This window comes from Bifidobacterium amazonense, assembly GCF_018555435.2.
Lineage (GTDB): Bacteria > Actinomycetota > Actinomycetes > Actinomycetales > Bifidobacteriaceae > Bifidobacterium > Bifidobacterium amazonense.
Map to the genome: position 1 here is coordinate 1 of NZ_JAFEJT020000013.1, position 13,430 is coordinate 13,430.

Here is a 13,430-nt window from a genome sequence, read left to right on the forward strand (position 1 = left end):
CGCCGTGCGCGGCGTACTCGTTGTACTTGGCGCGCCCCTCCTCGGCGATCGTCTCGGCCACGCGCTTGAGCTCGGCATCGTCGAACATGGCGGCCATGCCGATCGCCTGCGGGAACACGGTGGCCACCCCCGCACGCGCCACGCCGTGCAGCGCCTCGTTCCAATAGTTGTATTCGGGGATGCCGAGCCGCTCGATGGCGGGGGCCGCGTAGTTGAGCTGGCCGATCTTCTCGTCCAACGTCATCTGCGCGACGATGCGCCTGGCCTGTTCGAGCGCTTCGGCATGGGTCATCTGGGGCATGATGTCGGCTCCTTCTTGGGACTCTCTGTAGACTCTTGTGATTTGTCGGCGGGTTCCGCGGCGGGGGGGGCGGATCGCGCGGGTAGGTTGTCGCGGCTCAGCGGTGGATCACGCGTCCGTGAGCGTCGTCGACGCCGCTCATCCGGTGGAAGTACGTGTTGATCTGGTCCCTCCACGCGATCGCGTTCTCTCGCTGCCGCTGCAATCGTTCGCGCACGTTCTCGTACGCGGTGTCGTCGATGCGTCCGGCGAGCGTCTCCCATTGCGCGATGTAGTCGTCGACCGCGGCGGCTCCGGCGAAATGCGTGTCGTAGATGTGCTGGATCACGCTCGTGCCGTCGTGCAGCACGTGCGAGTACGGCACGTGGTGGAAGAACAGCAGCAGCTCGTCGGGGCAGGTCGCGAGGTTCTCGTACGTCGCGGCGACGCGCGGCGAGTACTGGCCGGTGTAGCCGGTACCGGTCGCGACCGTGCGGTCCACGCCGACGCCGTCGCGGTCGGCGTAGTGGTAGGTGCCCCAGCGGTCGTACTCGTAGTCGTTGACGCCCGGTCCGTAGTGGCCGTTGCGGTTGACCATGAATCCGACGCCGAGCGGCGCGGTGTAGCGTTCGTACGTCGCGTTCGACGTGCCGAGGATGCGCTCGATCGTCGCGCGGGCGTCGCCGTCGGCCTCCGGGAACGTCAGCCGTGTCCATTCGCGTGCGATCTCTCCGGCGCTCAGCGACCCGTCCCAGCACATGCGTCCGTAGCCGTACAGGTTGGACTGCGCGAGCTTGTGCCCGGTCCAGTTGTCGTCCATGCCGACGTTGCCGACGGCCGCGTAGCCGACGCGCGACGGGTCGACCGCGACGTCTCGCAGATAGTCGGCCGTCTCCAGCGGGCGTCCGTCCGCGTCGTCGCGGCCGGTGTCCGCGTGGATCATCGACAGCCACTGCGGCACCGCGTAGTTCACGTCGATCTGATGGCCGAGATACTCGGCGGTGATCTCGAACTCGACGATCAGGTTCGTGCGCGACATGCCGCCGATGAGCGGGCTCAGCGGTTCGCGCGTCTGGAAGTCGATCGGGCCGAACTTGACCTGCAGCACGGCGTTCTTGGCGAAGCGGCCGTCGAGCTCGCGGAAGTGGTCGTAGGCGGCGCGTGCGCGGTCGAGCGTGCGGTCGCGCCAGTCCTGCCGACAGTTGTAGACGAACGCGCGCCAGATCACGGTGCCGCCGTGCGGGGCTAGCGCCTCGGCGAACATGTTCGCGCCGTCCGCGTGGGTGCGTCCGTAGGCGAACGGCCCGGGCTCGCCTTCGGAGTCGGCCTTGACGACGAACCCGCCGAAGTCGGGGATCCGCTCGTAGATGCGGTCCGCCACGCCGGCCCACCATGCGCGCACGGCCGGGTCGAGCGGGTCGGAGGTGCCGAGGCCGCCGATGCGCATGGGCGCCGCGAAGTTGACCGACAGGAACGTGGAGACGCCGAACGACGAGAACACGCGGGCTATGCCGGCCACGCGCCCGAGCCACGGGTCCGCGATCAGGTTCGTCGCGAGCCCCCTCACGTTCACGTTGTTCAGGCACACCGCGTTGATGCCGACGGAGGCGAGGAAGCGCGCGTACGCCTCGACGCGGTCCATGTCGCCGCGGAACGCGTCGGTCTCGTCGCGCTGCGGGAAGCCGGTGAACTCGGCGTGCACGTTGCTGCCGGGGCGGCCGAAGAAGATCGACTCGCCGGCGTAGCCGCGTTCGACGGAACCGTCGATCTGGTCCCAGTGGTCGATCATGCGGATCGGCTGGTCAGGGGCGCTCACGATGCGTCCATCGGTCGGCGTCCCACCGAGCGTGCGGCGACGCAGCCAGCCGTACAGGCCGTACATCAGCGCGGCCGTCGTGTTGCCGGCGATCACGGTGACGCCGTCGTGCGATTCGATCGAGAACGCCTCGTCCGAATCGAACGACGTGACGCCCGCGACCAGCCGCACGTTCGCGCGGCCCGCTTCCGAGACGATCGGACGGCCCAGCCGGCGCACGATCTCGTCGCGCAGCCGCAGCGACCGCGCGTCCTCGCCGACGCGGTCCACGTCGACCGAGAACGTGCAGCCGCTCGCCGCGCGTCGCGCGACGCTCTCGGACAGCCACATTGCGTCTGCCATGATGCTCCTTTGCCTGTGAACGCTGTGAAAGGGTGCGCGGGGCCTCCCGTTCCCCCGGAAGGAAGGAAATTGTCAGGAGAACGGGGGAACGGGAGGTCCCGCAGGTATTCCAGTCAGCCCTTGACCGCTCCGATCATCACGCCCTTGTTGAAGTACTTCTGGAGGAAGGGGTAGATGATGAGCAGCGGGAGGGTTGAGACGATGATCACGCCGTACTTGATCTGGTCGGCGGCCTGGTTGATCTCGCTCGTGGTGCCGATGTTCGACGTGTTCGTCTTGTTCGACTGGTTGGCGAGCAGGATCTCCTGGAGCACGACCTGCAGCGGTTTCTTGTCTGCGGTGCGGATGTAGACGAGGCCGGTGAAGTAGTCGTTCCAGTGGCCCACGAAGTAGTACAGGGCGATGACCGCGATGATCGCGCCGCTCAGCGGCAGGACGATCTTCATGAAGTAGCCGAGGTAGTTCACGCCGTCGATCTGGGCCGCGTCGTGCAGGTCCTCCGGGATGCTCGTCTCGAAGAACGAACGGGCGATGATCACGTTCCACACCGAGACCGCGCCCGGAATGATGAACACGAGCATCGAGTTGAGCAGGCCGAGGTCCTTGTACAGCAGGTAGGTCGGGATCAGGCCGCCGGAGAAGAACATCGTCACGGTGAACATGAACATGATGAACCGGCGTGCGCGGAACTCGCGGCGGGACAGCGCGAAGGCGAGCGGCATGGTGACGATCATGTTGAGCGCGGTGCCGAACACCGAGTAGATGATCGTGTTGCGGTAGCCGGTCCAGATGCGCGAGTCGGTGAACACCTGCTTGTAGCCGGCGAACGTGACGTCCTTGGGCAGGAACGTGATCTCGCCGTTGGCCACGGCCGACGGGTTGGAGAACGAGGCGATGATGATGAACCACAGCGGGTAGACGACCGCGGCCACCACCAGCACCAGCAGGGCGGCGATGCCGATGTCGACGGCCCAGTCGGCGGGGGTCTTCTTCTGGCGGACCTTCGGGTTGAGCGGGATGGCGGCGCTTTCCTCACGGGCTTTCACAGCCGTGGCGTCGTGCATGTCGTAGGTCATGGAGGCGTTGCTCATGATGTCATGCTCCTTAGAAGATGCTCGTGTCGGAGGCTTTGCGGGCCACCTGGTTGGCGATCATCAGGAAGACGAAGTTGATGACCGTGTTGAACAGGCCGATGGCGGTCGAGTAGCTGAACTGGTTGCCGACGATGCCGATCTTGTAGGTGAACGTCGAGATGACCTCGGAGGCGGGCTGGTTGAGCGTGTTCTGCATCAGCCAGATCTTCTCGAAGCCGACGTTGAGCACGTTGCCCATGTTCAGGATGAGCAGGATGCCGCAGGTGGGCAGGATGGTCGGGATGTCGACGTAGCGGATGAGCTGGAGCCGGCCGGCGCCGTCGATCTTGGCGGCCTCGTACAGGGCCGTGTCCACGCTGGAGAGGGCCGCGAGGTAGATGATGCAGTTCCATCCGCAGTGCTGCCAGACCTCGGTGATCCAGTAGATCGGGGTGAAGGCGTTCGGCTGGCCCATCAGGTTCGCGTTGCCGAACAGCTTGGAGACCATGCCGGTGTCGGGCGAGAGGAAGATGTTGATCATCGTCACGATGACGACGGTGGAGATGAAGTGCGGCATGTAGGTGATGGTCTGCACGAAGCCCTTCACCCGGGTCGAGCCGATCTGGTTGATGAGCAGCGCGAGGATGATCGGGAAGATGAAGCCCATGACCAGCGTCCACAGCGAGATGCGGAACGTGTTGATGAGCAGGTTGGAGAACTGCGGGGCGTTGAAGAACTGCCTGAAGTACATGAAGCCGACCCACCGGCCGCCGGTCAGACCCTTGGTCGGGTCGTACTGGCGGAAGGCCAGCTGGATGCCGTACATCGGCACGTAGGAGAACAGTGCCACGAAGCACACGCCGGGCAGGGCCATCAGCCACAGCTGCCAGTAGCGTTTGCAGTAGTCGGCGATTCGCACCGGGAGGGGGCGCTGCCGAAGCAGCGTGCGGTTGTCCGGGACCAGCGCCGATGCCGTGCCGGCTTCGGTGCCGGCCGCGTTCGCATTGCGGTTTGTCGCGCGCATGATATGCATTTCCTTTCTTCGGGGGTGGCCGGGCGGGCGGGAGTCGGGTTCCCGCTCGCCCGGCGGTCCACGTCATTGACGGGTCCGGGCGCCGTCACTCGGTGCGGTTCTTGACCTGCTTGTCGTAGATGTCCTGCCAGATCTCGATGATGCGCGGCAGGCCGGCATTGTTGACCTTCTTGACGTAGTCGTCCCATTCCTTGTCGATGCCGCCGTTCTGGATCCAGTTGCCGGTGGTCTGCATCACGTAGGTCATCACGTTGGTGTACAGGCTGCCGAGCTCGGTGTCCTGGGAGCCGGAGGCGTTGGCGTAGTACGGCATGTAGCTCTTGTCGTTCACGTTGGCGCGTGCCGCCTTGAACGCCTCGGACGCCTCCTCGGTGCGTTCCTTCTCGACGTCGCCGTTGATGACGGTGTCCTCGGGGATGTAGGTGGACATGTTCAGCGTGTACGTGTTCTTGTCCTCCTTGCTCGAGTCGTACTTGGACGGGTCGATGGTGTAGCTGCCGTCGGAGTTCTTGGTGACGAACTTGGAGCCGTACTTGATCTGGACCGCGAAGTCGGTGGAGTACATGGTGTCGATGATCTTCCAGATCGTCGCCTTGTTCGGGGCGTCCTTGGCGACCTGCACCGCGCCGGAGCCGTAGCGCGACGACGAGGTGTCCCACACCGGGTGGTCGACGGTGTCGTCGAAGGCGAACGGGGTCAGCGAGGTGTACTGGTCGGCCAGCTTGTCGGTGTACCAGTAGCGGGTGCCCTCGAAGGAGACGCCCACGGTGGCGGCGCCGGTCTTCTGGTCGCCCTCGCGCTCGGTGGAGTAGGTGCTGTCGTCATGGGTGAGCGCGTCCTTGGGCAGCAGGCCCTCCTGCATGGCGGTGTTGTAGAACTTGACGACCTTCTTGAACTCGTCGGAGACGACCCAGTCCTTGACGGTGCCGTTGTCCACGTAGATGCCCTGCGGGCCCGGCCAGCCCTGCAGACGGGTGGGGATGCCGGTCATGTTCATCATCAGGAACATGTCCCACCAGGCGAAGTTGTCGGTGGCGAGCTTGCGCACGTCCATCGGGATCTCGTCGGCCTTGCCGTTGCCGTTCGGGTCCTGCGTCTTGAAGGCGCGCAGCACGTCGAGCAGCTCCTCGGCGGAGGTCGGCATCTTCAGGCCGAGCTTGTCGAGCCACTGCTTGTTGATGAACATGCGCTGCGAGGAGTTGTCGTTCCATTCGCCGCTGTCCTGCGGCAGCGAATAGATGCCGCCGTCCTCGTTGTTCTGGACCATGAGCTTCGCGTCGGGCTCGTTCTCGAGGAACTTCTTGACGTTCGGCATGTCGTCGAGGTGCTTGGAGAAGTCCTCGAAGATCGGGTAGGAGTTCTCCTGGCCGGCGTAGAACAGGCCGGCGAGCGAGATGTCGGCGATGTCGTTGGAGGCCAGCGTCGTGTTCTTCTGCTGGTTCCACGAGGTGGAGGTCACCTCCTGCCATTCGATGTGGCAGTCGCACGCCTTCTCCAGTTCGGTGGTCCAGACCATGTCCTTGGCGGGGATGTCGGTATCCTGCTTGAGCGCCATGATCTTGACCAGCGGCTTGCCGTCGCTGGAAAGCCGCGTATCGCTGCTCTTCGAGTCGCCGCCGCAACCGGCCAGCGTGGTCGCCATCGCACACACCGCCGCGATGCCGGCGATCACCTTCTTCTTGCCTCGCCCGTTGTTCTGCTTCATCGCACTCTCCTTGTACGAAACTTTTAACTCAAGTCCTCGAAACTTTGAGAACAATTCATGTTATACACCAGCATCTAATCCTTGTCAAAACGGTTTCGAAACTCTTGTTATCGCTAACTATCGATCATCGGAGAGCCTTTAACGACGTGGAAATGCTGATTTTTCAACAATTTTCTCGATGTGCCCCGCGACCGTGTCGGCGAAATCCGCGACACGCCGTTTCGAAAGTTATATACTTAATTTCATCGAATACTTTCGGAAACGTTGACGAAAGGACAGCAACCATGAGCTCATCCAACGCAACGCAAGTCACGTCGACGAGGCCGGCGCAACGCGACGCCGGCACGGCCCGCCGCGTCCGGCTCTCCGACATCGCGCGCGACCTCGGCGTATCCACGGCGACCATATCCAAGGTCGTCAACGACCGCACGGACGTCGCCGAAGACACGCGCCGCCGCGTCAAGGACGCGCTCGCGGCGGCCGGCTACCGCAAGCCGAACGCCGGGCAGACGACCGATTCCGCACCGCTGATCGACGTGATCTTCGAACGGCTGGACAACGTCTGGGGGCTCGAGGTCATGATCGGCGTGGAGCAGGAGGTGCGCGAACGCCGGCTCGGCGTGGTCATCACGGAGAGCGGCGATCGCGGCGGCTCCCCCGCCGCCTGGCTGGACGCCGTCATCGCGCGCAACCCGCTGGGCGCGATCATCGTGACCTCCGACCTGTCCGAAGCGGACACCGAACGGCTGGCCGCGCACGGCATCCCCATCGTGCTGCTCGACCCATCCGGCGACCCGAACCCGTCCGCGGCGTCCATCCGCGCCGACAACTGGAGCGGCGGACTGACCGCCACGCGCCACCTGATCACTCTCGGCCACCGCAAGATCGGCATCATCACCGGCCCGATGGACATGATGTGCTCGCGCGCCCGGCTCGACGGCTACCGCGCGGCGATCGAGGAGGCGAACATCCCGTTCGACCCCTCGCTGTGCATCGAAGGCGAGTTCAAAATGGCCTCCGGGCTCGAATGCGCCAAGCAGCTGCTTGATCGGCCCGACCAGCCGACCGCGATCTTCGCCTGCAACGACCTGATGGCGATGGGCGTCTACGAGGCCGCGCGCGTGCTGCGGCTGCGCATCCCCGAAGACCTGTCCGTGGTCGGGTTCGACGACGTGCAGACCGCCGCGCTGATGGGCCCGCCGCTGACCACCGTGCACCAGCCGATCCGCGAGATGTCGGTGGAGGCGGTGCGCATGCTGCTGGCCATGCGCGAAGGCCGCCATCGGCCCGGCGGCACGATCATACCCACCTCGTTCATCGTGCGCGGCAGCACCGCCGCTCCGGGCGCGGAGTGAGCGCGGGTGAGTCAGCCCACGATCCGACGGACTCCCCCGCATCCTCCGGCACATCCTCCGATCCCGTCCATGCACCCCATCGCACACGCCGTGGTCGCCCTCTTCGGCGCGATGCGATAGACTGTTTCGAGAAATTTCGAAACTTGTCGAAAACGCCGCGCCACGACGCACGGCGTGCACGACCCACAGGCAACGGGAGCGATCATGGCGCGTACGGCGAAGAAGGTATCGGCCAGCGACATCGCAAAGCAGGACGGCGTCTCGCTGGCCACCGTATCCAAGGTGATCAACGGCCGACCGGACGTGGCCGACGACACGCGCCGCCGCATCGAGGAGATCATCCGGCAGACCGGATACACGAAACGCGGCTACGCACCCGCGCAGTCGCGCATCGTCGAGGTTGTGCTGCCGCCGAACCTGCCGTCCGGCGCGGACTCGCTGATCAACGAGGCGGCCGCGCGCTCCAACGACGTCGACCTGGTCTTCTCCATCCGGCAGATCGCCAAAACCGACGAAAGCCGCGAGCATCTGCTCAAACGCATCGCCGAGGACGACCCGGCCGGCATCATCCTCATCCTCGACGACACGAAACCGAACGAACTCGACGCGTTCTCGTCGTGGAACATCCCGCTCGTGCTCATCGACCTGCCCGGCGTGGTCGCGCAAAGCCGGCTGTCGGCGGGCGTCGACAACTGGACCGGCGGTCTGATGGCCGGCCGGTATCTCGTCGAACGCGGCCACACGCGCGTCGCCACCATCCAGGGCCGCGCCACGTCGCTGGCGTCCAGCGCGCGACTGTCGGGCTTCGTCGGCGCGCTCACCGAAGCGGGGCTCGCGCTGCCCGACCAATACAATCTGCGCGGCGACTTCCTCCCCGAAAGCGGCCGCAAGGCCACGCTCGAGCTGTTCGAGCTGGACGAGCCGCCCACCGCGATCTTCGCGTTCAACGACCTGATGGCGATGGGCGTCTATCAGGCCGCCTCCCAGCTGGGCCTGCGCATTCCGGACGACCTGTCCGTGCTCGGCTTCGACAACGTGTTCCCCTCGATGTACCTGCATCCGGCATTGAGCACGATCGCGCAGCCGTTCCGCGATCTCATGGACGCTGCGATCGACATGATCGAGGACAATCTCGACGGCCGTCTCGGCGAGGGCGTACATCGCGTCGTCCTGCCCCCGCGCCTTGTCGAACGCGGCTCCGTCGCCGCTCCCCGCGCGCGCTGAACGGACGACCTGCAGGGCACGCTCAAGACCGCCCCGGCCTCCCGCTGAACGGCGGTGTGATGGTTGCGCTGGCGGGCATTTCCCGTTCCCGGCATCTGTTTTATTGTCATACTTTGCCCGGGAACAGGTGGCTGGCTGAAGTGTGCCCTGATTTGCTGTCACGCCTCCATGCGAACAGGGATTTTTCGCGAAGCGTGACATGGGGTACACCGGCGCCGTCGGGACGGATACCGGCCAATCGCTGGTATTACTTGGACTCTGCGGGACATCGCCTGTCACACTTGCCCGATATCGCCGACCGGCTGCAGAGTATGACACGGACTCTGTCACACCTTGCCGATATGGGTACTTTCCGTGATTGCGTGACAGCCGATCACACCACAGACCACGCAAAACGACCTGAATCGACCGGGTGTGACACCGGGGGTGACAAGCCACCATGGAAACCGACATGGGAATCGGCGGGAATCGTCCGAATGTGGGGAAACCGGAACGTTTGCATGCGCCCGTATCCGAAAGTGGGGAAGAAGCGACGCGACACGCCGATTATTGATCCCGTTCATACTGTCGATTTCCCCACATTCGGAACGTCACGCCGAATGTGGGGAAACCGACATCACGAACACCCGTCGTGAGCGGTGCCGGTACTGCTTGTTTCCCCACTTTCGAAAACGGTCGATGCCGACCGTCCTATCGGAGTCCGTTCATGCTGTCGATTTCACCACATTCACCACCGCCAGACACCTCGCCGGCGTTCCTGCGGGCCGGCCGAAGGGGAAAGTGGGGAAATGGAGACGATAACGCCGACCGAAGCCGCGTCCGAAGCCATGGGCATCGTTTGTCTAGTCCGAGCGGATGGTTGACATCTGTCTTGGGGCATGGTTGACGGGGCATCCCGTTCCCCATCCGTTCATCCATTACACGAACGGCCACCCGGTCACGTGGGTGTGTGGTTCAGGTGGATGCCGCTGCGCGCGTCGAACGCACGGCCGCCCGGTCACGTGGGTGCGTGACCGGGCGGCCGTTGGGAACACGCCAGCTGCACGACTGCGATGTGCGTGCAGACGGCGTGCGACGATGGTTTGCGGAATGCCTACATCCAGCCGTTGCGGCGCAGACGGTCGCGCAGGGCGATGCCGACGAGGGAGAGGACGAAGGCGGTGAGGGCTGCGATGGTCATGTCGATCGGTCCTTTCGTGCGAAGTGATGGACAACCCGACGGTTACGGATTGTAGACGGGCGATGTTGCGGGCGATGGCGAGGGCATGTTGCGTGCGCCTGCCGCGCGGGCGGGCATCGTAGAAGGGTATCGTAATGGGTCCGGACGCCGTTGTCCGGAAGCGGTAGGAAGAATATCGGCAAATGTAGGGAATGTCACAAACGGCATTGCCCCGGGCACGGCCGAGTCCGCGTCGCACCCCGAACAGGATACGCACCGCGGGCTCGGCCGGCGGGAAGGGGAAAGGAAACAGGAACAGAGGAAACGGAACCCGCCGGCATGGCCGCCGGCAGATTTCCGGCGATCCGTCCGGCCGTCGCATCAGCCGAAGCCGTAATACAGCGGCCAGTCGGATTATCGGTCGGCGCACGCCTCGTCCCGCAACCGCGGAGTGCTGCGTGCGCCCGGCATTCGCTCGGTATCGGCTATCGCCTCAACCTCGCCTGAAGCTACTCCGAAAGCCCATCGGGCTTTCGACTCACGCCTCAGCCAGCGCGTCGACGATGTAGTTGTTGATCGTCGCCTTGACGGACTCGAGGTGATCGGACTTGGTCGCGGCGATGAGCTCGGACTGCGGCTTGTCGATCGCGTACTCCTCGAGGGAGGCCAGCGTGGCGGTGCCGTTCTCGATGGTCGCGCCGATGCCGGAATCGTAGGAGCTGTAGCGCTCGGCCATGAGGTCCTGGATGAAGCCGTCGCGGTTCATCTTGTCGGCGACCAGCAGGCCGGCGGCGTAGGAGTCCATGCCGGCGACGTGCGAACGGAACAGGTCCTCGGCGTAGAAGGAGGTGCGGCGCGGCTTGGCGTCGAAGTTCAGGCCACCGTGGGGGCCGATGGAGCCAGCCTGCAGGACCTCCCACATGACGGCGACGGTCTCGTACAGATCGGTCGGGAACTCGTCCATGTCCCAGCCGATGAGCTTGTCGCCCTGGTTGGCGTCGAGGGAGCCGAGGAAGCCGTTTTCGCGGGCCACGCGGATCTCGTGCTGGTAGGTGTGGCCGGCCAGGTTGGCGTGGTTGCCTTCGAGGTTGAGCTTGAAGACGTCGGTCAGGTCGTGGCTGCGCAGGAACTCGATGGCGGTGGCCGCATCGAAGTCGTACTGGTGCAGCGTCGGCTCCTTCGGCTTCGGCTCGATGAGGAACTGGGCGTCGAAGCCGATCTCCTTGGCATAGTCGGCGCACATGTGGAAGAACTTGGCGATGTGGTCGGTCTCGCGCTTCATCTCGGTGTTCCACAGGTTCTCGTAGCCTTCACGGCCGCCCCAGAACACGTAGTTCTCGGCGCCGAGGCGCTTGCCGATCTCGAGGCTCTTCTTGAGCTGGCCGGCGGCGTAGGCGTAGATGTCGGCGAACGGCGAGGTGGCGGCGCCGGACACGAAGCGCGGGTTGGTGAACAGGGAGGAGGTGTTCCACAGCAGCTTGACGCCGGTGGCCTTCATGTTCTCCTCGATCTTGTCGACGACCTTGTCGAGGTTGGCGTTGGTCTCGCGCAGGGTGTCGCCCTCCGGGGCGATGTCGCGGTCGTGGAAGCAGAAGTACTCGACGCCGAGCTTGGTGAACAGCTCGAAGGCGTAGTCGACCTTGGCGAGCGCCTGGTCCATCGGATCGCTGTACTTGTAGTACGGGCGGTGCGCGGTGCCGGTGCCGAACGGATCGACGAGCTCCTGGTTGAAGGTGTGCCACCAGGCGACGCCGAAGCGCAGCCAGTCCTTCATCTTCTTGCCGGCGACGACGCGGTCGGCGTCGTAGTAGTGGAACGCGAGGCCCTCCTGCGGTCCCTTGGTGCGGCCGACGTACTCGATCTTGTCAACATCCCACAGACCCATCATGGTCTCCTTTTCGGTGCGGTTGGTGTATGTACTTCTTCGTTCCGGCTTCGCGGTCTTTGCGTTCCGCCGGCTGACATGAATAAATATAAAACCATTTAACTATCTTTGTCAAATCAATGAACTTAATCGGGCGCGATACGGCGAGTCGCCAATAATATCAACGGTTTATGGCAGCCGCACAGCCGGCGCAACGATCGGCACAGCCGACACGACGCCCGGCTCAGTCGACCGACATGAATCCCATCGGGTTGTCGAACAGCCGGCGCAGGCCCATCACGGCCGCGCCGTGCATCGCCGGATGCTCGGTGACCGGCGGGAACATGAGCCGCACCCGCGCCGCGTCGCGCGCGAGGATCTGCGCCTGCACGCGCCGCTCCAGATCGGCGCGCAGCCCGTCGCCGAACCCGCTCCACAGGCCGCCGAGCACGATGTTCTCCATATCGATCATGTTCACCGTGGACGCGAGCGCCGCGGCCAGCGCGGACAGGGCGTTCTCCACGGCGAGCGCGGCCTTCGTGTCGCCGCCGCGCCACGCCGCGTACAGGTCGGGCAGCAGTTCGGTGCGCACCGCCGCGTCGCCGTCGCCCAGTCCGGCGGCCACTGCCAGCGCGCGGCGTCCGGCGATCGTCTCGAGGCAGCCGTGCCGGCCGCAGCGGCACAGCGTTCCGCGCAGGTCGACGCAGATGTGTCCGATCTCGCCGGCGAAGCCATGGTCGCCGCGTACGATCTGCCCTTCGCGCACGTACGCGCCGCCGATGCCGATGTCGGTGGACACGTAGACGAACGAGTCGAGCGGTCCGAGCGGCCAGTCGCGGTCGGCTCGCTGCGACGCGTAGCCGGGGATCTGCGCGATCGCGGCCAGCGTGGCCTCGTTGTCGGCGGTGGCGGAAAGCCGGGAGAAGACCGGATAGCGGTTCAGGTCGATGTCGTGCCAGCCGAAGTTGCGTGCGACGAGCAGGCGGTCGCCGTTCGTCACCAGGCCGGGCAGCGCGAGGCTTGACCCGGCGACGCGATAGCCGCGTTCCGCCAGCTCGCGTTCGACCGGACGCATCATGTCGTCGAGTTCGGCGAACGCCGTGGCCGGGTTGACGTTGACCATCGTGCGTTCGTGCCAGTCGCTGAGCACGACCCCGCCGCTGATGTCGAGCGCCAGATAGCCGACGCCGTCGGTGTTGATCTGCATGCCGATGCCGGCCCAGCGGCCCGATTCGAACGCCAGCGGCGTGGCCGGTCGGCCGTACGAGGATTCGGAGACGGGCGCGAGTTCCCGCAGCACGCCGTTTTTGAGGAGAATGTCGGTCAGCAGCGACATGGTCGCCTTCGTCAGGCCGATGCTTTTGGCGAGCGCCGCGCGGCTCATCGGCGTGCGCGAGCGCGCGACGGTCGACAGCACCACCGACATGTTGTGGTTGCGCAGGTCGTCCTGTCCGATTCGTCTCGCCGCCGGCATCGCCGTTTCCCTTCCGCTTCGCGCGCACCGTCGCCGCCGCCGGAACCGCCGTCATCGGCGGTGTCCGTGCCGGCCCGGGCCCCGCCGGACCCGACTTAGGACAAC

The 13,430-nt window shown here is 65.0% G+C and carries 9 protein-coding genes; 2 read left to right on the plus strand and 7 right to left on the minus strand.

Annotation, left to right across the window (positions count from 1 at the left end; genetic code table 11):
* From JS533_RS04515 to JS533_RS04535, 5 genes are all read right to left on the minus strand, one after another.
* Positions 1 to 301 (minus strand): hypothetical protein (locus JS533_RS04515; RefSeq protein ID WP_241513325.1); only part of this gene is annotated, 301 nt, incomplete at its 3' end.
* 97 nt (positions 302 to 398) lie between these two features.
* Positions 399 to 2,438 carry an alpha-glucuronidase gene (locus JS533_RS04520; RefSeq protein ID WP_241513326.1) on the minus strand — a complete coding sequence of 680 codons (2,040 nt, stop codon included), beginning with the start codon at positions 2,436 to 2,438 and terminating at the stop codon, positions 399 to 401.
* Positions 2,439 to 2,551: 113 nt separating this feature from the next.
* A complete protein-coding gene (locus JS533_RS04525; RefSeq protein WP_241513345.1) occupies positions 2,552 to 3,502 on the minus strand; it encodes a carbohydrate ABC transporter permease in 951 nt (316 codons plus the stop codon).
* Between the two features lie 40 nt (positions 3,503 to 3,542).
* Positions 3,543 to 4,535 (minus strand): ABC transporter permease, encoded by a 993-nt coding sequence (locus tag JS533_RS04530; RefSeq protein ID WP_241513327.1) that lies wholly within the window; start codon positions 4,533 to 4,535, stop codon positions 3,543 to 3,545.
* 94 nt (positions 4,536 to 4,629) lie between these two features.
* On the minus strand, positions 4,630 to 6,249 hold the full coding sequence (locus JS533_RS04535; RefSeq protein WP_241513328.1) for a type 2 periplasmic-binding domain-containing protein: 1,620 nt from the start codon (positions 6,247 to 6,249) through the stop codon (positions 4,630 to 4,632).
* Positions 6,250 to 6,533: 284 nt separating this feature from the next.
* On the opposite strand from JS533_RS04535, the gene JS533_RS04540 reads away from it, so the two are divergent.
* On the plus strand, positions 6,534 to 7,604 hold the full coding sequence (locus tag JS533_RS04540; RefSeq protein WP_241513329.1) for a LacI family DNA-binding transcriptional regulator: 1,071 nt from the start codon (positions 6,534 to 6,536) through the stop codon (positions 7,602 to 7,604).
* Between the two features lie 204 nt (positions 7,605 to 7,808).
* Positions 7,809 to 8,828, plus strand: a complete 1,020-nt coding sequence (locus JS533_RS04545; protein ID WP_241513330.1) for a LacI family DNA-binding transcriptional regulator — start codon at positions 7,809 to 7,811, stop codon at positions 8,826 to 8,828.
* Positions 8,829 to 10,525: 1,697 nt separating this feature from the next.
* On the opposite strand, the gene xylA is transcribed toward JS533_RS04545, so the two are convergent.
* Positions 10,526 to 11,872, minus strand: a complete 1,347-nt coding sequence (gene xylA / locus JS533_RS04550) for a xylose isomerase (RefSeq protein WP_241513346.1) — start codon at positions 11,870 to 11,872, stop codon at positions 10,526 to 10,528.
* A 223-nt stretch (positions 11,873 to 12,095) separates the two neighbouring features.
* The gene (locus JS533_RS04555) at positions 12,096 to 13,325 is read right to left on the minus strand and encodes an ROK family protein (protein ID WP_241513331.1); all 1,230 of its coding nucleotides are present in this window, start codon (positions 13,323 to 13,325) and stop codon (positions 12,096 to 12,098) included.
* Positions 13,326 to 13,430: the final 105 nt, after the last annotated feature.